Here is a 21,054-nt window from a genome sequence, read left to right as displayed (position 1 = left end):
CCTTTTTGTTTAGCATATGTAAACAAAAAGCCTAACGTTCCGAGTTCCAGTTTATCTTCAATTTTCTATACGTTTTCAAATGTTCAAATAGAAAAAACAGCATTTACACCTCACAAGGAGCTAATAAATGCTGTTGCTAGTCCTAGATAAATAATAATACTGATGACGTCATTTAACGTCGTGATAAATGGTCCGGAGGCTACTGCGGGGTCCACCTTGATCTTATGCATGAATAAAGGGATGAACGACCCTGAAATGGTAGCGACAAAAATCGATACAAGGGTAGCTGTACCCACTAAAAGTGCAATGACCAATTCATGTTTCCAGATAAATATCAGCAGAACAACGAATATTGCGCAGACTAATCCGGTGATCAATCCGGTACCCGCTTCTCTCACTAACAATTTGAACTTACTTTCATCCTCAATATCACGTGTCGCAATACCCCGAACGGCAACGGCTAATGATTGGGTACCACTATTTCCCGCAGTTCCTGCAATTAACGGTATAAATACAGCGAGTAAAGCAACCTGAGAAATCGTTTCTGTAAATAAATCAATTAAATTAGCAGTGAGCATACCGAGAACAATCAATGTGATCAACCAGGGTATCCTCTTCTTCGCGGCAGAAAAGGAGTTCTTGTCGAATGTGTCCATTGTAGAAACACCGGCAAGCTTTGAATAATCATCTGAAGCTTCTTCATCAAGAACATCAATAATATCATCGACTGTAATAATTCCTAAAATGTGTTGTTGAAAGTCGACAACAGGAACGGCTAAAAAATTATAATCCTGGATTGTTCGCGCAACATCTTCCTGGTCATCTGAAACAGACACGCTGACAATGCGATCACTCATGATTTCACGAATCAACGTATCTTCATCCGCAATAATAAGATCACGTAAAGAAACGACACCAGTCAAACGCTGGTGATCATCCACGACGAAGACATAGTAAATTGTTTCGGCACTCGGAGCTTCATTACGCAGTATAGTCATCGCAGAACGGACGGTTGAATTTTCGGGAACCGTAACAAATTCAGTGGTCATGATGGATCCTGCTGTGTACTCTTCATAGTGTAGCAAAGCTTTGATCTGAACAGCAGCGTCTTTATCCATTAATGTCAAATAGCTGACTACTTGCTTTTTATCAAGTTCTTTCAGGACATCTACCGCATTATCCACAAACATGTAAGATATCATCTCTGCAGCATATGTCGCGTCCATCTCCTCAAGGAACTCTTTGTATTCATCTTCATCAATTTCGCTCGTCTCAAAAATTTCAGCAAGTTCTTTTGGTGATAAATAGAAATACATCAATTCTCGGAGTTTCGGATCAACTTTTTCATAAAAAATCGCTCGATCATATGGATGAAGGGTTAAATATTCTTGTCTAAATGAATGGATATCTTCGTTTACGAGCAACTCACGCAAGCTATCTTCATCATAGATGACTTCATTTTTTAATTCCTCTGGTTGATTGTTCATGATTATACACCTTCCCTTCTGCAGTTACGGTTCATATCAAATCCTTCTGTTATTCCCCGGGAAATTATTACATACTCCTTATTTCGACTGTCTTACTTTGCTTTAAGTAGTACTTCATGTCACTTGGCAACGGACTATCAAATATCATTCTTTCCTTCGTAAGCGGGTGAAGAAAACTGATAGATGAACAATGCAATGCCTGACGCGCAAATTGGTGACTCGAAGCACCATACAAATCATCGCCAACTAAAGGATGGCCTAACCATTGCATATGAACACGTATTTGATGAGTTCTTCCCGTATGCAGTTTCAGCTCGATTACAGAAAAATCCTGGATGTCATTGACATAATTACCCAGAAGAGTTACATCTGTTTTTGCGTATTGTCCATCTGCACTTACCTTACGCTCAATTATGCTTCCTTCTTTTCTATCGATTGGTTGTTCGATCGTAATCAAAGAAGTATTGATGTGACCTTCCGCGAATGCTGTATAGCGCCGATGAAAGAGCTGCTCATTCATCTGCTTACTTAATAAGTGATGAATGTGTCGATTTTTCGCCACGCAAATTACTCCTGACGTATCTGTATCCAGCCTCGTCACGATATGAGCTGTCGATAGTATGCCCTCTTCTTCAAACTTCCCACAGACAAAATTCGCAAGTGTTCCGGACGGATGATTACGTGAAGGGATTGTACTCTGACCTGCAGGTTTATCAAGTAATAAAATCGTCTTGTCCTCATATAAAACAGACAATGGACCCAATTCTGGCTTCAACCCTTCGCTCATCTGTTCAGGAGGGAACACTACGGTAACTTGATCACCTGGCCGTAAAATATAACGAACATTTTGTGCATGACCATTCACCAAGATATCCCCGCCTTGATATTTAATGGCGGTCAATGTGGTTTTGGAAATATCTTTCCTCGCTAAAAAATCTCGCAGTATCAGTTGTTCTTCCACTTCATAGTCTAATTGAAACAAATGATTAGCTATCCTGTTCATTGTCTTCACGTTCAAATCTTAAATCACTCGCTATAAAAGATTCATTCACTCGCTTCCAAAATGGGAAAGGTCTAAACCGCGCAAAGCCCATTTTTTCATTGGAAACTTTGTACTCAATAGACTTTACGTCTTTATGAAGCAATTGCAAGTGATCCACTGTCACCATGAAATCAGGCCCTTTTACAGGAGTCAACGTACAGATATGGTGATCGGGCAAAATAAGAGGAGAACCAACTGTTCGGAAGACGCGGTTATTGATCGATGCCATTTCCGTCAGCTGCATCGAAGGTAAAGATGGATGAATGATCGCTCCACCAAGTGACTTACTATAGGCAGTTGAGCCAGATGGCGTTGACATACATAAGCCGTCTCCTCTAAAGCGTTCAAAATGTTCCCCATTTAACTCAACGTCCATAACTAATGTCACTTCAGGTGATTTCACTGTTGATTCATTAAGTGCCAAATAGGATGCACTTTTTTCTGAGTGGCGGTAATTAATCGTCACTTCAATTAATGGATACTCTATGACTTCGTATTCCTGTCTAGCAATCAAAATCACTAATTTTTCTACTTCAGAAGGTTTCCAATCAGCATAAAATCCTAGATGACCTGTATGGATACCGACGAATGACGTCTTGTCGAGTCGATGTATGTATTTATGAAAAGCATGCAGTAATGTGCCATCTCCACCAATTGACAATACAATGTCCGGTTCTTCCTCATCATACTTTAAACCGAAATCTCGTAAATATACTCGCGCTTCTTTCATTAACTTATTCGAAAGTTCGTCGTTTCGAGACTGAATTGTGAATTTCATTACGCCACTTCCTTTCTATTTTGTTTCTTCGTATACCGCTTAGTTTTCCTGTTCTAATACAGATTGGAAGGCTTTCTCAACAGCTGCACTGAATGCTTCACCATAATTATCATTGCCTTCGATATTCAATACCAGTGCCTGTAGTTCCTCTGCCGCGCTTTCTAGAGGTATTTTCTGATCTTCCCAAATTAGAAAAGGTTCCATTTCTTTCAACAGCAAATCTACAAGGCCGTACCAGCTTTCTTGTGGAAAATACGCATACTGATAGCCCAAATCATGATCAAATACATAAACAAATGATTGTCGGTCTGTGTCTGTCAGCATTTTTCCTGTAGGGACACTATCTAAAGGCCACTTTGCTCCCGGATCCAAAATAAAGTGTATTTCATTCCCTTGCTGACTCACTTTTATTATTTTATTCTTGATATCCAATATGATCACTTCCTTAATACAAGTCTTTACGTTCAGTCTACCATATGACACACATAGTTGCATTTTGTTATTGTACATTCGGGTACAAAAGTTGGTATAATGGATATAATCGACCAATGAAAAACTAATAGAAAAATCATAGATAGGGGGAGAAAGTATGAGCCTAGACCTACAAAATCTTAGGTTACTCCTAGAAATCAACGCGCTGCAAACACTCGGAGCAGTTCAGTCCTTCAGCACGAACTCTTCAGGCAGCTCTAACGAATTCCAATCGATGCTGACGCAGTTAATGACAGAAAATACATTAGGGTCAGTAAGTTCATCGAATACAGTGAATGGCACTGCTGCTGACGGCCTGCTTTACCAAGGCGCCAATCCAGTATACATGCCAGCCCATATTCCAGCATTCCAGTTACAGAACTCCTCTCCAACAATAGCTGCACCATCATCCGGTGCAACCTACCAAGGTCCGTATGGAGACATCATCAAGCAAGCTGCTGACAAATACCAATTGCCGCAAAATCTGATTGCCGCTGTCATCAAGCAAGAGTCCAACTTTAATAATAATGTCACGAGCCACGCAGGAGCAGCCGGCTTAATGCAATTAATGCCCGGAACAGCTAAATTCATCGGTGTCACAGACCGCTTTGACCCGCAACAGAACATCATGGGCGGCGCCAAATACTTGCGAAAAATGCTAGATCAATTCGGAAAAATAGAAACCGCACTGGCCGCATATAATGCAGGACCAGGGAACGTAAAAAAATATGGTGGAATTCCTCCCTTCAAAGAAACACAACAATACGTCAAAAAAGTCATGAATTACTACGGACAGATGGCGTAGCATAGATATGTTTTAAAGTTTGATGTTTTGATGTTTTCTTCACTATTTTCTAAGGAACACGCTAGTTGATTGGAGTGAAAGGCGGGCGACTCCAGCGGGATTAGCGTGACAGGTGAGACCCTGGACTGAGCGAAGCGAAGGAAGCGGCTCACCGCACGCCCCGCGGAAAGCGTCACGCCTGTAGCGCAAATCAACGGTTCTCGGAATCCCTATTTACATCCAACCAGCAATTGCCTGCTATATAACAATAATTAGAAATAAGCTGTTTTATTTGTATACAAAATAATTCGTTGATAGAATAAAGTCACAGATGAACGAAGGGGTGTGAATGTAATGACCCGAAAACCTGTCATCCCTTTTGAGGAGATTGGCGAGAAAAGGTTACATGAACTAATTGAACGCTTCTATGATAAAGTGGCTGTGCACCCGGACCTTATTCCAATATTTCCTGAAGATTTAACCGAAACAATTCGGAAACAAAAACAATTTCAGACACAATATTTAGGAGGCCCTAACCTATATACGGAAGAACACGGCCATCCCATGATGAAGGCACGGCACATGCCGTTCCCAATTACGCCTACTCGCGCGAAAGCGTGGCTTGCATGCATGGAAGAAGCAATGGATGAAGTGGGACTGGAGGGACCGCTTCGGAATGTCTATTATCAACGCCTTGTCTTAACAGCCAACCATATGGTAAATAGGAACGAGGAGGAAGACCAGTGAACTATCTAACTGTTATTGATGATACGTTACACTATTCTACTTCAGCAAAACCAATTGAACTTTATGTATTTTTGGATCCATACTGCAAGGACTGCTGGTCACTCCAACCGCTCCTACGTAAACTTCAAGTAGAATATGATCATTATTTTACGTTGAGAGTTGCGTTGCGTACACCTATAAATAAACTAAATAGGAACTGCTTAACGGAGAGACAAGACCCCCAGCCGACAAAGCGATCAAACCCATGTTTCCCGAGCCTCGCGGTGAAAGCTGCTGAATTTCAAGGGAAACGGGCTGGCTTCCGTTACCTATCTTGCTTATTTGAGTATTCGTTTTTAAAGAAGCGTGATGTCACATCTTTTTCTGTGCTAGTTGAAATTGCCGCACGGATCAATCTAGATGTAGATGAATTCATTGTCGACTTCACGTCGGAAGAAACAATACGCGCCTTGCAAGTCGATATGTTTCTAGGAAATGAAATGGAAGTAGATGAAGCACCGACTTTCGTATTTTTCAATAGCAATATTGAAGATGAAGGTTTGAAAGTGAGCGGTCTCTATGATTATGGGATTTACGAACAAATCTTAGAGGAATTGATTGGCGAACAGATCTTACCCGATATTCCGCCATCCATTAGCTCATTGTTCAATCGTTTTGATTTACTAACCACTAAAGAAGTTGCCGAAATCTATCATATTTCAGAAAAAGAAGCAGAACGCGAATTGAAGAAGCGCCTGCTCAAGCAGCAAATCGAACGAATTCCTTTCCAAGATCGAACGCTTTGGCGTAAAAAACAACAAAATTGCTCTCTAATTAAATAGTACTTATTCATATCCGAGGTGATCAAGAAAATGATCACTTCGGATTTCTTTATACAAAAAAAGAAAAGAGCATTCTCTCCTGGGGGGGAGTGAATACTCTTTTTCAAAGGGAATGGGAGAAATGTTCACGTTCAAACAAAAGGGGTGTATGTTTGGTATGTGATTTATTCCACGTACATAACATACCATATCTAACTTATGACTTCAACAAATTATACTCGCTTTCATCCTTATGTCACATACTCCGACAACATACCTAGAGATTTATAGCTATCGCTTATCCTCTCTTCGCCAAAAGCTGCTCGAGTTCATTTAATCGCTCTTCAAAAACACGGCACGCTTCTTCAATCGGTTTTTCAGATGTCATATCGACTCCTGCCTTTTTCAGCACCTCAATCGGATAATCAGAAGATCCAGCTTTCAGGAAGTTGGAAATGTATCGGTCGACTGCCGGCTCCCCTTCTTCGAGAATCTGTTTACTTAGCGCTACTGCTGCACTATACCCTGTCGCATACTGATAGACATAATAATTATAGTAGAAATGTGGAATACGCGCCCATTCCAAACCAATTTCTTCATCGCTGACGATTGCTTCACCATAATATTTTTGATTCAATGCATAGTACTCTTCTGTTAATTTTTCAGCTGTCAATGGCGTTCCTTCTTGATCCAACTTATGGATGAGATGCTCAAATTCAGCAAACATCGTCTGGCGGAATACAGTTGCACGGAATCCATCCAACCAATGGTTCAGCAAATAAATTCGTTTGTCTTCATCTGTAGTTACCTTCAATAAATGATCATTGAGTAATGCTTCATTCACTGTAGATGCTACTTCTGCAACGAAAATTGAATAGCCACTGTAAATAAACGGTTGATTTTGCCGAGAATAATAGCTATGGACACTATGGCCGAATTCATGCGCCAACGTGAATAAGTTATTCACATTATCTTGCCAATTCATTAAGATATACGGATTTGTTCCATATGAACCAGAAGAATAAGCACCTGAACGCTTTCCTTTGTTTTCACGGACATCGACCCAACGATTCTCAAGTCCTTCTTTTACGATCGAGGTATAATCTTCGCCTAGCGGATGAAAACTTTCCAGCATCGTCTCTTTCGCTTCTTCATAAGTGTATTTAATTTCTGTGTCTTCCACCAACGGCGTGTACATATCCCACATATGAAGTGTATCAAGTTGCAGTACTTTCTTACGCAAAGCAACATAGCGATGCAGCGAGTCTAAGTTCTTATTGATCGTAGAAACGAGATTCTCATATACTTGTTCAGGAATATGATTGCTGGATAATGCTGCATTTCTTGCAGAAGTATAATTCCTGATTCTCGCATTTACATTATGTGCCTTGACATTCCCGCTAAGTGTGGATGCAAATGTATTTTTGAACTCTCCATATTTTGCATACATTTCCTTAAATGCAGCTTCTCTCACCTTAGGGTCTTTACTCTCTAAAAAACGAGAATACCGGCCATGTGTTAGTTGGATTTCATTTCCTTCTTCATCCTTAACTAATCCGAAGGTTAGATCAGCATTATTCAACATGCTGAACGTTTCAGCCGGATTTCCAGTTACTTCGGACAACTGAGCGAGTAATGCCTCTTGTTCAGTTGATAGAATATGCGCACGTTCTGCATTCAATTCCTTAAACTCTTGTTTATACAAACGCAAACCTTCATGCGATTCAATCGTTTGGTTTAATTGCTCTTCGTCTATAGAAAGCAGCTCGGGCGTAAAGTAAGACAATGCTGTGGACACCTTTACTACTAGTGACTTGATACGGCCATCCATTGTTTGATAAAAACCATTCGTCGTATCCTGATCAGTTTTAAGATGTGCATACGTATACAATCTGCGTAAACGCTCTGCCAATTTATCACGGTACGTCAATGCCTCAAAAAGTTGTCTTGCTCCGTTGCCGAGCGTCCCTTTATACTGCTCAGCTTCATTGACCATCTCTTCAACTTTTTGATATTCTTTATCCCATGCTTCATCGGAAACAAAAATATCTTCCAGACGCCAAGTTTCTTCTTCAGCTACTTCGTCACGTGTTAAAACTTTTTGATCGGTTGTCAATCAAATTCCTCCTTCAGCCATTTCACCGTAATTCGAATCCACTATATTTTCTCAATTCTTCGCATGCATTGCAAGAAATCGCCCTGCCAGAATTTCCTGCACGAAATTACCTCCAATAAATTTATCCATTCTGTAGATATCTATGCGCTCTTGGCGTAAAAAATCCGTATACACTCTGCATGCTTTTAATTGATCTTCCGTCTCTCCTTCAAATCTTTTAATAAACGTTCGAAAAAATGATGAATTAAGCTGATTAGGCATTTTTCTAGTTTCCCGCATTGCTGCAACAAGCAACAGTTGCCATTCACAGTCAGGCTGTTTGAATGCCTCCTGTCCCGCCGTCGGCACGCCAACCCATGAAGGCAGTTGAATCGGTTGAATTCGCATTTCATAGCACGCACGTAAAAAACGATTATGAATTCCTAGTGGATTGTAACCGATCACAGAACGAAGATACTTTCGCCGGGCTGATTGATAGTGACGAGTCAGCTCCTCTATATCTGTCGGGTTCGGTGCTGCGGGCGTAGCAAAAGGAACCGTTTGTTTATCTATGCGCAAAATCAAATGGCGAACGGCATAAGTAGAACCATGCAGATGAATCATATGGCTGAGGTAATGAAATTGTTCGCTAAGCGGATGGTATGTAAGAAGGATGGTGATCCGGTCATTGATTTGCCGAATAAAAAAATGATGGAACTGAGAGATACGAATAGAGAGTGTGGCTGCAGAAGTGGCATGGATCGTTTGAGGGGTTAAGACAATCCAGATCGGCAGCATGTTTAGCATGTGGTAGCCAGCGTTTCTTTGCTGGACAAGCGAAAGTGGAATGACACTACATTGGAACTCGATAGGGACCGCAGTATCCTGCCAAGTAACGAGAAGGTCCGGCCTTTGTCGCACGTCTACTAAAAAAGGTTCTAAGTTGACGTTGAGGGCGTGGCGGGAAAACAATTCGTATAGTTGAGTTTTACCAAGCAGATGAGTTGGGGATTCTCCTTCTGAGAAGCTGTCTCGGCAGTTGGTCTGCTGACGGTGCGCAAAGTGTGGTATCATAACGTCGCCGACTTTCAAAATCAGCTTTTCTTTGCATTGGGGACAATAGAACGTTTCGTCTTCACGCCATTTTCTTAAGTGTTCTAGGGAATATTGTTTAGTCAAGATCACCAGTTCCCCGCCAGTTGTACGAGCTGTCAACAAGTTGTTCACTCTCCTTCCAGCTATATTCTACGAATTAACTGATTATTTTGCAAGTCTTTTTACATACTAAAAGCTTGTGACGTTTTGTTTTGCTGAACTATTGTATGAGGTTATTGTTTTTTGATATTTTGTTGTCTCGTCGCTTGACTCATAGTGGGTTATGGCAAGGGGCAGAGGTTGTGCATTGTCATCGCTTCGCCGCTGGGGTTGTCTCCTGGCTTCGGCTGACCCCTTTGTTGGTGTCAGGAAGTACTTGAGTGTGGTGTTTAAAGAAGTAATATATCATCATCTCGTTGCTCGAACTTTTAATGTGTCCAAGATAGGTACAGGGGTGTACATTGTCGCCGCTTCGCTGGTATGTTCAAATTAATGAGTGTCTTGTTTAAATAAAAAATGCTTCAGTGTCTACTTAATAGTTTGAAGAATGATCTCCTATTCTTCCCTAACTAAACGTAGGCGCCTTACAAGCGGTAGGTGGAGTGATGAGACAGACAGGTGCCCTTCCTGACTGGCTCATCGCGGGAGCCATCCGCAAGCGCCGAAGTGACTTCAATGACGTTACTCTTTTGCTTGTCCCGTCGCTCGAACTTTTTATGTGTTCAAGCTAGATAATGGGTTGCACATTGGCATCGCTTCGCCGCTGGGGGATTGCCTCCCGCCATGAGCCAACAAGCAAAGAACGCTAGCTGTCTCATGGCTTCGGACGACCCCGCAGTTGCGGCTTCGCTTGTACTTACAAATTAAAGAGGGCTGTGTTTTAACATAGAAGATACTTCAGGGGCCATTTAGTAATTTGCACAGAATGATCTTTCCACACTAAACGTAGGCGCCTTACAAGCGGTAGGCGGAGCGATGAGACTGACAGGCGCCCTTCCTGACTGGCTCATTGCGGGAGCCATCCGCTAGCGCCGAAGTGAGTTCAGTAACGATACTTCTTTTGCCTACCACACTAGACCTCATGCCGCCACTCGATTGATAAAAAGCCATACTTTAACTAAGGGCGCATACAAAAAAGCTACCAAATTATTGGTAGCTTTCCAGTGGATTATGAAAAATATTTATCTATTTGAACGAAAGCGTCGGACTCCATAACGGCTGTGCCATATTCCTCAATACGATGAATCGACATCTTAGATAGAATGCCGTATTCTGTGATCATACTGACAATGTCCTTGGCGCGTTTCGTATCTATAAGAGTGTAATCAAACCGCAAGTTGAGATAATAACGACCCTCAAATGCATACAGCTGAGTTTCAAAAGGGTCTTCGAGTGAAGCCATTTGAGATGCCAATGGAATCAGCTCATCAAAATCTCTGAATACAAACAACTTATCATTGACTTGCACTTCTTCTTCACTATCCTCTTCCGTTTCATTGATCGCGTCAAAAATCGGATCGAATAATTCTTCAGGGTCTTCAATGCCAAAAGGAAATTGTGAAGATTCAGCGTTCTTCGGAAGATGTGCTCTTGTCACAATCACTTCAATTCCCTCATTCATAGCATTGACTTGAATCCAAAGCGGTCCTTCTACTTCGAACTCTGTATCATCGCCAAGTTCATCCATCATATCCCAAAAAAGCTCTTCACTTTTATCGCGGTTATACCAAACATCTTCTTTGCTAAAGCCGCGATCTTCTATATCTCCATAAGAAAGATAAAACTTTACCGTATTTTCGTTAATGCGCTCTATTTCCATCCCTTATCTCTCCCTTCTGTCAAACAGGCCTTCCCCTGTTTTATAATTTAAACTCACTTGCAATGCTTACTCTTACTATATGTCGACCAAACCGATTTCGAAAGGGTTTATTTCAATTGCCTAAGCATTGAAGCGAAAATCCTAGAGGAATACAAGGGAATTTCAATTCAAAAAAGCTGATAGGCACAAATGTATCCAGTGTGTCATCCCTATCAGCTTTTGTATTCAGATTAGTTCACCATTCGCCGCGCTTCGAGCAGCTGATAGGCTCTAACTTTTCTCGGTAGGAAACGACGAATCTCATCTTCATTGTACCCTACTTGGAGTCTTTTTTCATCTAGAATGATTGGTCTTCTTAAAAGGCCCGGATGTTCTTGAATTAATTCATATAACCTTTGAAGCGGCAGACTCTCTACGTCAACATTCAACTTTTGAAAAATCTTGGAACGCGTGGAGATAATTTCATCTGTACCGTCTTCTGTCATGCGAAGAATTTGTTTGATTTCTTGAATGTTCAATGGCTCAGAGAAGATATTACGCTCTGTATAAGGAATCTCATGTTCCTCCAACCATGCTTTTGCTTTCCTACAAGATGTACAACTAGGTGATGTATAAAGTGTAACACCCATGTATTGACACGTCCTTTCCCACGGCTTACGCTCATTTAGATTTGATATGTTTAGATTTCAATTTAGAATTATTATAATTTGTCTTCATACTACTCATTATACACATAATCATTCTCAATTAATATAGTTTTTCAAAAAAAATTATACAGAATTTCGACATTCTTTAGTTCCTACAAATCTGTGCAGAATGATGCTGTTTTATGCGGTAATTGAACATCTTCTCTTTTTATACCCAGTAATGAATTGATTTAAACCTACTAAAAAGAAAGAAATGGTATTCTCATTTAGAAAGTCGTTCTATCTTTTTCTCTCTCCTCTATAGTACGTACAGATGTACTGAAAGGTTTCAATTTAATCCTTATTTTTTTCTGAAAGTTGCATTTTCCAATCGAAATCGATATACTTTAGAGCAATAAGTAAATGGCGAAGAAGGAAAAAGTATTTTTGACGCGATTTTCTCAGAGAGCCTGTCTATGGTGGAAGCAGGCAAAATCGTACAAAAAGAATGGGCTCCCGAGCTTGACGGACGAACAACAGTAGTCCGACACGTATCCCGCGTTAAGGGACTAGAGCGGCTTTTAACGAAGCAATTCGGGTGGTACCACGGTTACTTTTCATCAATCGTCCCTTTTTATAGGGATGGCTGGTGTTTTTTTATGCCAATTTATAAAGGAGGAAATACAATGAAAACTATATTCTCAGGTGTTCAACCAACAGGTGTCATCACATTAGGAAATTATATTGGCGCTTTCCGCCAATTTGTAGAGTTGCAAAATGAAGAGGACTGCATCTTTTGCATCGTTGACCAACACGCTATTACCGTGCAACAAAATCCTGACGACTTAAAACAAGCTATCCGATCCCTTGCCGCCACCTATATCGCGAGCGGCATCGATCCAGAAAAATCTACACTCTTTATTCAATCGGAAGTTCCCGCTCACGCACAAGCAGGATGGATTATGCAATGCGTCTCTTACATCGGCGAACTAGAACGCATGACACAGTTCAAAGACAAATCTGAAGGTGCTGAAGGTGTCTCTGCAGCGCTGTTGACTTACCCTCCATTAATGGCTGCAGATATTTTACTGTACAACACAGATATCGTCCCTGTCGGTGAAGACCAAAAGCAACATTTGGAGCTGACAAGAGATTTGGCGGAACGTTTCAATAGCCGCTACGGCAAAGTATTGACCATTCCTGCCGTTCGTATTCCAAAAAACGGCGCCCGAATAAAATCTTTACAAGATCCTTTAAAGAAAATGAGTAAATCCGATCCAAATAAAAAAGCGACGATCTCCATTTTGGATACGCCGAAAGAAATTGAAAAGAAAATCAAAAGTGCTGTTACAGATTCAGAAGGCGTTGTGAAATTCGATGTTGAAAACAAACCTGGTGTCTCAAATTTATTGATCATCGAATCTTCATTAGGCGGATTGTCCATCCCAGAACTGGAGACAAAATATGAGGGGCTTGGCTATGGCGCCTTTAAAGCTGGCGTAGCTGAAACGGTCAACAATCATTTAGCAGGAATCCAGCAGCGTTATCATGAATTAATTGATTCACCTGAATTGGATTCTATTCTGGACCAAGGCGCTGAAAAAGCAAATGCCATCGCTTCCACCACTCTCAAGAAGATGGAGGCCGCGATGGGCTTGGGACGCAGACGGTAAACACTAACGAAATAATGGCTATGACGAGCATTGTAAAGTCTGTCGACTGCAACATAAACAAAGTAATTTGCTTATAATCGTAACCGAGTGCTGCGTAGTTCAAGTAGAAGAGTAAATTGGCAACACAGATGACGATAATAGAATAGCTGAATAGGAATACTAGAAAACGCGTCAAACGGATCCTCGCCCTTTATCGTTTTCTTTCATCTTATGTATAAGTACATGCCTTTTAGACGAGTACTTTCAACTTGCTTGCACGGAAAGTATTAAGAGTAGATACATGGATCTTGAAGAGAATGAACAGAGCGACCACAAGCCCATGTGCCCTATCCGAGCTTTCCCCTCCAACGTTAATTCACTTTATCATTTCATCGTTTATTAAAAGTCAAAAAAAAAGGAAAGAGCTACTGTGCTCTTTCCTTTTTCATTATATTTTCTTAAATACCAGCGAAGCGTTGTGACCGCCGAAGCCTAGAGAGTTGCTCATTGCATAGGTGATGTTTGCTTTACGTGCTTCATTGACCACGTAATCTAAATCACATTCTGGATCCGGAGTTTCGTAATTCATTGTCGGAGGAATGATGCCCTCCTGCAAAGCCTTTACGGTAAAGATCGCTTCAATACCGCCAGCCGCGCCGAGTAAATGGCCCGTCATGGATTTTGTCGAACTCATTGCCAGCTTATAGGCATGTTCACCAAACACTGTTTTGGCAGCCATCGTTTCGAATAAATCATTATACGGCGTACTCGTCCCATGCGCGTTAATATAATCAATTTGCGTAGGATCAATCTCCGCTTTTTCCAGCGCCTGTACCATTGCACGTGCGCCACCTTCTCCGCCTGGTGCTGGAGCCGTGATATGGTGTGCATCTCCAGTAGAACCATAGCCGACGATTTCCGCATAAATTTTTGCGCCACGTTTGACCGCATGTTCATACTCTTCCAAGATCAGAATTCCTGCTCCCTCTCCCATTACGAATCCATCACGATTCTTATCGAACGGACGAGATGCTTTTTCAGGGTCTTCATTCAAGGAGAGTGCCGTGCTTGCAATGAAACCTGCTACTGCAAGTGACGTAATCGGCGCTTCTGTTCCTCCAGTGATCATGACGTCTGCATCTCCGCGAAGTATAACTTCAAACGCATCTCCGATCGAGTTCGTGCCGGAAGCACAAGCTGTTACCGAACAGGAGTTGATGCCTTTTGCTCCAGTGAAAATTGATACTTGTCCTGCCGCCATATCCGGTATCATCATGGGGACAAAAAATGGACTGACACGTCGATAGCCTTTTTCAAGGAATGTATTGAATTGGGTTTCATGCGATTCCATACCGCCGATCCCCGACCCGATCCACACGCCTGTGCGAAGCGCCAGTTCATCATCCAGCTCAAGATCGGCATCCTTCATTGCCATCATGGCAGAAGCGACGGCATAGTGTGTGAAACGATCCATCTTACGTGCGTCTTTACGTGAAACAAATTGTTCGATATCGAAATCTTTAACTTCCGCCATCACACGGACCGGGAATTTTTCCTGATCCAGTCGCGTCATAATATCAATGCCGGATTTTCCTTCCACAACTGCTTTCCATGAGTCTTCTGCGGTATTTCCTACTGGTGAAACGCCACCGATTCCCGTAATCACTACACGTCGTTTTTCCAATTCTAAACTTCCTTTCTATAATCAATTACGCCTTGGCGTAATTGCGTCCAGATTTTGAATTGTGCATGCACAATTCACTCCTCTCAAAATCTGTGACATCCGCCGGAGGCATGATTTTTGTTCAGCAGGCGTTTGAACAGCCACTGAACAGGAAACAAAATCGTATTCATGTGACCAACTGTAAAGGTGAGAGTTTTCTGCTGAATGAAGATCAACTTGTTCGTTCTTTTTAATGTTTTACTTACCCCATTTTATACATAAGGCGCCCCATGTCAAGCCGCCACCAAATCCAACCAATACAATCACGTCATCATCTTTGACGCGACCTTCCGCTAAATCATCCGTCAATGAAATTGGAATAGAAGCTGCGGAAGTATTGCCGTATTTATGAACGGACTTCGACATCTTTTCAATCGGCAATCCTAAGCGCTCACGCGAAGCCTCCATAATGCGTATATTCGCTTGATGAGGAACCAGATAATCCACATCATCTTTAGTAAGTCCTGCTTTTTCAGTGACTGAGAGCGCAGATTCGCCCATCTGACGGACTGCGAACTTAAATACTTCGCGACCGTTCATTTCGATGAACTCTCTATGGCATAGGTGTTTACCTCCAGAACCATCCGCACCTAGTTCAAATGAAAGAATTCCTCTTCCTTCACTCACTTTCCCTACAACTGTAGCACCTGCACCATCTCCAAACAAAACAGCTGTGTTGCGATCTTCCCAGTCTGTAATTTTAGACAGCTTTTCCACGCCGACAACTAAGACATAATCGTACGTGCCTGCTTCGACAAATTGCTTTGCAGTCACCACACCATATATAAATCCTGCACATGCTGCCGAAACATCCATTGCAGCCGCATTTTTTGCACCCAAACGTTCTTGAATCATTGTTGAAACGGAAGGAAACGTATAATCTGGTGTCACTGTCGCCACTAGGATAAGACCTATCTGATCAGGGCGAATTTCTGCCGATGCGAGCGCTTCTTTCGCCGCTTCAAAAGCCATGTCTGATGTATTCGTATCATCATCTGCAATCCTGCGTTCTTCGATACCTGTGCGTGTACGAATCCATTCATCTGAAGTATCTATTCGTTTTTCCAAATCTTCATTCGTCAAAACATGTGGCGGGTTGTATTTCCCCATACCCAGCAGCCCTGCTCTCATTTCATCTACCCCGTTTCTTATCATCTATTATTAGTACCTGGTGTTAATTATAGAAGAAAATCGCTCACTTTTCAATACAAGGACACTTTTTCGTCAAAATTAAATTTATTTATTATTTCATCGTTTTGACCGGCTATGGTATGATGAAGTTTGAAATAGACTAGTCGAGGTGAAAATCATGCAATATATTATGACATTTGTTTGGTCATTCCTATTAGTTGCCATGTTGAACTATGTTGCAGGTTCAATTGTCGAGGCACCATTTGACTTCATGACAGGTGTAATCGTCTCTATCGTTATGGCTGTTGTTGTACTTATTATCACAGCAATTATCCCTGATGAAGCTCCAGCAGACGTATAACACATAAAAAGCGTAAGAACTATTGACAGTTCTTACGCTTTTTAAAATTTCACAGATTAATCTTTCTTGATGAGCTGAACAACTAATTGTCCATCTTCCATCGACAATTGAATTTGTTCGTCTTCCTGCAGACTACCTCTAATCACTTCTTTAGCGACCTTCGTTTCCACATGACGCTGAATAAATCGCTTCAACGGCCGTGCACCAAAATCCGCATCTGCACCTTCCGCCACAATCCAGTTCACGACGTCTTCATCGTAGCTTAACGTCGCATCCTGCATTGCCAAACGTTCCACTAAATCACCCAACATTTTGCGGGTAATCGACTTGAACGAGTCCGCCGTTAACGAGTGGAAGATAATGATGTCATCCATCCGGTTCAACAACTCGGGTTTAAAATGGCGGCGTAACTCTGCCATAATCAAGTCTTCTTTTGCATGATCTCCGTCTTCTAAGTTGCCTTCTAATAAATAAGCAGAGCCGATATTGGATGTCATAATCACAACGGTATTCGTAAAGTTGACCAACCGCCCTTGACTGTCTGTTATCCGACCGTCATCCAAAATCTGCAGCAAAATGTTCGCCACATCTGGATGCGCCTTCTCGATTTCATCCAGCAGCACGACAGCATACGGGTTTCGTCGAACAGCCTCCGTTAATTGACCGCCTTCTTCGTAGCCGATATATCCTGGAGGTGCCCCAACAAGACGTGACACACTATGCTTCTCCATATATTCAGACATGTCGATCCGGACGAAATGATCTTCAGAATCAAATAAAGTGGCAGCCAGCGTCTTCGCCAATTCCGTTTTCCCGACACCAGTCGGACCTAAGAATAAGAACGATCCAATCGGCTTATTCGGATCTTGAATTCCTGCACGTGCACGCCAAACAGCTTCCGTCACGAGCTGCACCGCGTTATCTTGACCAATAACGCGTTCTTTCAATGTTTCATGCAAACGAAGTAACTTCTCCCGCTCACCTTCCACAAGTTTCGTCACAGGAATGCCTGTCCAACGGGCTACGATGGAAGCAATTTCTTCTTCCGTCACTTCTTCACGCAACAAACGAAGGTCCTGACTTCCTTCCAATGGACTCTCAAGCGCTTTTAATTCTTTTTCCAATTCAGGAATTTTACCATACTGCAATTCAGCAGCTTTATTCAAATCAAAACGAGCTTGCGCATCTTCCAGTTCTCTTCGATAGCGATCGAGTTCTTCCCGCTTGCTCTGAACTTCCTTCAGTGCTGTTTTTTCAGAATCCCACTGCTCACGCATATCTTTAGATGAATCTTTCAGTTGCTGCAACTCTTCTCGCAGCGTAACCAATCGAGATTGACTCATGGAATCTTTTTCTTTCCGCAAAGCCTGCTCTTCAATCTCGAGTTGCATGATTCGGCGAGTTACTGCATCTAATTCTTGCGGCATCGAATCGATTTCTGTCCGAATCATCGCGCTAGCTTCGTCAATCAAATCGATCGCTTTGTCGGGCATGAAACGCTCGGTTAAATAACGATCCGATAACGTGGCGGCAGCGACCAAAGCACGGTCATGTATCCGTACACCGTGATGCAGTTCAAAACGTTCTTTCAATCCTCGCAAAATTGAAACGGTATCTTCAACAGATGGCTCGCGCACCATCACTTGTTGGAAACGACGTTCTAATGCTGGATCTTTCTCGATATACATACGATACTCATCAAGCGTTGTCGCACCGATACAGTACAGCTCACCTCTAGCAAGCATCGGTTTCAGCATATTCCCTGCATCCATCGCGCCCTCCGTTTTCCCCGCGCCGACAATCGTATGAATTTCATCAATAAATAAGATTATTTCGCCATCGCTGTCTTTCACCTGCTTGAGGACACCTTTAAGACGTTCTTCAAATTCTCCCCGATACTTGGCACCTGCAATGAGCGCACTCATATCCAGTTCAAAGATTTTACGGTCCTTCAAACCTTCCGGCACGTCACCTTTGACAATTCGCTGTGCCAACCCTTCAACGATTGCAGTTTTACCAACACCTGGTTCCCCGATTAGCACAGGATTATTTTTTGTTTTTCTAGACAAAATTCGGATCACATTTCGTATTTCTTCATCCCGGCCAATGACCGGATCCATTTTTCCATTTTTCACTTCATCAACAAGATTACGACCAAATTGCTCAAGTGGTGAGCGCTGGTCTTCTTGTACACCATCCATACGCATAAACATCCACCTTTCGTTTGTTTGACTTTGACTATCTTTGATTAATTTAATTATAGTCTCTTTTCTACGAGAAGTAAATTGATTTGCTTAGTTAAGAGTTACTTTATTATGTGGTTATTTCCCATAAAAAAACCGTTTGCATTATGCAAACGGCCAATATAATTTTTACACCAATTTCCGCGGCGCCACGACAACCCCATCTTCATCTGCGTAGACATAGTGTCCGGGAATCCATTCGACATTTCCGAAATGAAGGACTTCTCCACTTTGACCTTCGCCTCGTTTAATACTTTTCACTGGCATGCTGCCGATTGCCATGACTCCGATTTCTTGTGTGCCGAGATCTGCCGTATCACGTGCACATCCATAGATGATAACGCCAGCCAGTTTTCGATTTTGCGCAATTTCGCCAAGCATGTCCCCCATTAATGCGCAGCGCTTTGAGCCTCCTCCGTCAACAACGAGTACATTGCCTTCAGGAATCGTTTGCAGTGCTTCTTTTACCAAGACATTGTCTTCGAAGACTTTAACTGTGGAAATCGGCCCCGAGAATCGTTTGTGTTTGCCGTAGGAGTTGAATTCCACGGTGCATACTTGTAGTTCGTTGATGAAGTCATCGCATAAATCTGCTGTTTTTACTAACATTTCCCTATTCCCCCTACTAGATACTGTTTAACGCTACATCCTTCATATTCGACAAAATTTTGCAATTCCTTCTTTTTCATAGACTGAAATAAAAGATTACAGGGCGAGTAGTCCGAGGGATGGCGGTCCGGGGGATTAAACCAAAGACGTGCTCACAACGCTTCGCTTATGTTCGCAAAAGCCGTTCTTCGTTACGGCTTTCGCTCTCTGGTAGCCGCTTTCCGTGGGGCGCGGAAGAGTCGCCGGTAAGCGTACCGTCTGGAGCGTAAATCCCGTTCCACTCACACCGTCTGTTTTTATTTTAACAGAACAAAAAAACCATACCACAAAGAGTATGGTTCGGGGATGCATATTAGCGTACGCCAAGTGCCATCTTAGCGTAACGGGACATATTATCACGGGACCACGGCGGGTTCCAGACAATGTCTACTTCTGTATCTTTTACTTCGGGAAGTTCCATTAACTCCTGTTTGATGTTGGCTACAATTTGCGGCCCCATTGGACAGCCCATGGAAGTCAATGTCATCGTGATTTTTGCCAGGCCTTCATCGAGCAGCTCGGCGTTATACACTAATCCTAAGTTGACGATATCGACGCCTAACTCCGGGTCAATGACGTTTTCCAACGCGCCAAACAGGTAATCTTTGATTTCATCTTTGCTCATCGGAATGCTCCTCTCTGTTATGTGCTATCTTCATCTTACCAACATACTACCTTGCAATCAAATGCTGTGCAAGCCAATCGACTGACGCAAGCATGCCGGGACGCGAAACAGCATGACCTGATTCCTCTTCCGGCATCCAGCCTAAACGTTCCGGATGGTCTTTATAGTCTTGCTGAATTTCAGAATAAAATTCATTTGTAAGCTCAAACGGCACAAGTGTATCCTGCTCACCGTGCCACATGAAAATCGGACGACGATTCAATCTGTTTGGATTTTTCGACAAATCCACTTGCTCCAATGCAGCAAAAAGTTGCTCGCGTTCCGCTGAGGTAACCGGTAATTCTTTGCCAGCACGTTCCGCATAAGCGATCTGTCCTTTAGCAAGTCGTGTAAAAGCTGGAGAACCCATCATAACGGAAGCTGCATCTATCCAGTCATAGCTCGCGAGGCAGCCGAATGTCGTGATGCCGCCCATAGACGTTCCACCGACACCGATTGACGTACTATCCTCTACTAAATCTCTCGCTTTCAACTCTTGACGGATCACGTCTGCTTCCTTAATTGAAGTTAAGACAATTTCCCAAAACCGCATTTGCAGTTGAAATTCATCTGTCGATTCTGAACGTGCTCCATGCAATTTCGCATCCGGCAAAATTACTCGGATTCCTTGCTTCGCTAAATTGTAAGCATAATGCAAGTTATGTTCTTTAGCGCTCATGAATCCATGAAAAAAGATGACCGTAGGAATATGTTCTTGGTCTTTGGATTGTTCTACGATATGTAGTACAGGGATATGTTGCCATTGTTCCGAACGAATGATCATTCAAATTCCTCTTTTCTGACAAATGTATACTGTTATTTTAGGATAACAACAATTACGATGGAAGACAAAAACTTCGCCTTGCCCTTGATTTTTTGACTTACTTG

19 protein-coding genes and 1 other annotated feature are annotated in these 21,054 nt (G+C 42.3%); of the genes, 5 read left to right on the top strand and 14 right to left on the bottom strand.

From position 1 onward, the window contains the following. Positions 1-110: 110 nt before the first annotated feature. The 4 genes from mgtE to MKY93_RS05135 all read right to left on the bottom strand — a co-directional run bounded on the left by mgtE (position 111) and on the right by MKY93_RS05135 (position 3,739). Complete coding sequence (mgtE, locus tag MKY93_RS05150; RefSeq protein ID WP_009765710.1) at positions 111-1,487, bottom strand: magnesium transporter; 1,377 nt, start codon at positions 1,485-1,487, stop codon at positions 111-113. 67 nt (positions 1,488-1,554) lie between these two features. Next, a complete protein-coding gene (locus MKY93_RS05145) occupies positions 1,555-2,490 on the bottom strand; it encodes an RluA family pseudouridine synthase (RefSeq protein WP_340758473.1) in 936 nt (311 codons plus the stop codon). Beyond that, positions 2,474-3,307, bottom strand: a complete 834-nt coding sequence (locus tag MKY93_RS05140; protein ID WP_009765712.1) for an NAD kinase — start codon at positions 3,305-3,307, stop codon at positions 2,474-2,476. Before MKY93_RS05140 ends, MKY93_RS05145 begins: the two co-directional genes overlap by 17 nt. A 39-nt stretch (positions 3,308-3,346) precedes the next feature. After that, complete coding sequence (locus MKY93_RS05135) at positions 3,347-3,739, bottom strand: UPF0738 family protein (RefSeq protein ID WP_340758472.1); 393 nt, start codon at positions 3,737-3,739, stop codon at positions 3,347-3,349. A 157-nt stretch (positions 3,740-3,896) separates the two neighbouring features. Between MKY93_RS05135 and MKY93_RS05130 the strand changes: the two genes are divergently transcribed. The 3 genes from MKY93_RS05130 (at position 3,897) to MKY93_RS05120 (ending at position 6,130) form a co-directional block, all read left to right on the top strand. After that, positions 3,897-4,583 (top strand): lytic transglycosylase domain-containing protein, encoded by a 687-nt coding sequence (locus MKY93_RS05130; RefSeq protein WP_340758471.1) that lies wholly within the window; start codon positions 3,897-3,899, stop codon positions 4,581-4,583. Between the two features lie 333 nt (positions 4,584-4,916). Then, positions 4,917-5,309: a globin domain-containing protein gene (locus MKY93_RS05125; protein ID WP_009765715.1), complete on the top strand. Its 393-nt coding sequence runs from the start codon at positions 4,917-4,919 to the stop codon at positions 5,307-5,309. Further along, on the top strand, positions 5,306-6,130 hold the full coding sequence (locus tag MKY93_RS05120; protein ID WP_340758470.1) for a DsbA family protein: 825 nt from the start codon (positions 5,306-5,308) through the stop codon (positions 6,128-6,130). The genes MKY93_RS05125 and MKY93_RS05120 overlap by 4 nt, the downstream gene beginning before the upstream one ends. Before the next feature lie 277 nt (positions 6,131-6,407). On the opposite strand, the gene pepF is transcribed toward MKY93_RS05120, so the two are convergent. From pepF to spxA, 4 genes are all read right to left on the bottom strand, one after another. Beyond that, positions 6,408-8,225 carry an oligoendopeptidase F gene (pepF, locus tag MKY93_RS05115; RefSeq protein WP_009765717.1) on the bottom strand — a complete coding sequence of 606 codons (1,818 nt, stop codon included), beginning with the start codon at positions 8,223-8,225 and terminating at the stop codon, positions 6,408-6,410. Positions 8,226-8,276: 51 nt separating this feature from the next. Beyond that, positions 8,277-9,422 (bottom strand): competence protein CoiA, encoded by a 1,146-nt coding sequence (locus tag MKY93_RS05110; protein ID WP_221835633.1) that lies wholly within the window; start codon positions 9,420-9,422, stop codon positions 8,277-8,279. A gap of 1,045 nt (positions 9,423-10,467) precedes the next feature. After that, positions 10,468-11,118 carry an adaptor protein MecA gene (gene mecA / locus MKY93_RS05105; protein WP_340758469.1) on the bottom strand — a complete coding sequence of 217 codons (651 nt, stop codon included), beginning with the start codon at positions 11,116-11,118 and terminating at the stop codon, positions 10,468-10,470. A 230-nt stretch (positions 11,119-11,348) separates the two neighbouring features. Next, entirely contained in the window at positions 11,349-11,747 is a 399-nt protein-coding gene (spxA, locus tag MKY93_RS05100; RefSeq protein ID WP_009765721.1) for a transcriptional regulator SpxA, read from the bottom strand. A gap of 417 nt (positions 11,748-12,164) precedes the next feature. Then, positions 12,165-12,379 (top strand) — a binding site (T-box leader). Between the two features lie 51 nt (positions 12,380-12,430). On the opposite strand from spxA, the gene trpS reads away from it, so the two are divergent. Then, the gene (trpS, locus tag MKY93_RS05095; protein WP_040758864.1) at positions 12,431-13,417 is read left to right on the top strand and encodes a tryptophan--tRNA ligase; all 987 of its coding nucleotides are present in this window, start codon (positions 12,431-12,433) and stop codon (positions 13,415-13,417) included. Between the two features lie 427 nt (positions 13,418-13,844). On the opposite strand, the gene fabF is transcribed toward trpS, so the two are convergent. After that, complete coding sequence (gene fabF / locus MKY93_RS05090; protein WP_078817334.1) at positions 13,845-15,080, bottom strand: beta-ketoacyl-ACP synthase II; 1,236 nt, start codon at positions 15,078-15,080, stop codon at positions 13,845-13,847. Positions 15,081-15,317: 237 nt separating this feature from the next. Next, positions 15,318-16,250 carry a beta-ketoacyl-ACP synthase III gene (locus tag MKY93_RS05085; RefSeq protein ID WP_078817333.1) on the bottom strand — a complete coding sequence of 311 codons (933 nt, stop codon included), beginning with the start codon at positions 16,248-16,250 and terminating at the stop codon, positions 15,318-15,320. 178 nt (positions 16,251-16,428) lie between these two features. On the opposite strand from MKY93_RS05085, the gene MKY93_RS05080 reads away from it, so the two are divergent. Next, entirely contained in the window at positions 16,429-16,611 is a 183-nt protein-coding gene (locus MKY93_RS05080) for a YjzD family protein (RefSeq protein ID WP_009765726.1), read from the top strand. Between the two features lie 56 nt (positions 16,612-16,667). Here MKY93_RS05080 and MKY93_RS05075 read toward each other — a convergent pair whose 3' ends face one another. The 4 genes from MKY93_RS05075 to MKY93_RS05060 all read right to left on the bottom strand — a co-directional run bounded on the left by MKY93_RS05075 (position 16,668) and on the right by MKY93_RS05060 (position 20,950). Next, positions 16,668-18,818: an ATP-dependent Clp protease ATP-binding subunit gene (locus MKY93_RS05075; RefSeq protein ID WP_425441333.1), complete on the bottom strand. Its 2,151-nt coding sequence runs from the start codon at positions 18,816-18,818 to the stop codon at positions 16,668-16,670. Between the two features lie 165 nt (positions 18,819-18,983). Further along, positions 18,984-19,463 carry a ribonuclease E activity regulator RraA gene (rraA, locus tag MKY93_RS05070; protein ID WP_340758468.1) on the bottom strand — a complete coding sequence of 160 codons (480 nt, stop codon included), beginning with the start codon at positions 19,461-19,463 and terminating at the stop codon, positions 18,984-18,986. Positions 19,464-19,815: 352 nt separating this feature from the next. Beyond that, complete coding sequence (locus MKY93_RS05065; RefSeq protein WP_009765729.1) at positions 19,816-20,127, bottom strand: metal-sulfur cluster assembly factor; 312 nt, start codon at positions 20,125-20,127, stop codon at positions 19,816-19,818. A 46-nt stretch (positions 20,128-20,173) separates the two neighbouring features. Beyond that, positions 20,174-20,950: a dienelactone hydrolase family protein gene (locus MKY93_RS05060; protein ID WP_340758467.1), complete on the bottom strand. Its 777-nt coding sequence runs from the start codon at positions 20,948-20,950 to the stop codon at positions 20,174-20,176. Positions 20,951-21,054 lie beyond the last annotated feature (104 nt).

It is taken from the genome of Sporosarcina sp. FSL W7-1283 (assembly GCF_038003105.1).
GTDB lineage: Bacteria > Bacillota > Bacilli > Bacillales_A > Planococcaceae > Sporosarcina > Sporosarcina newyorkensis.
Note: the sequence above shows the minus strand (reverse complement) of the source record. Positions and strands in the feature narration are given on the sequence as shown.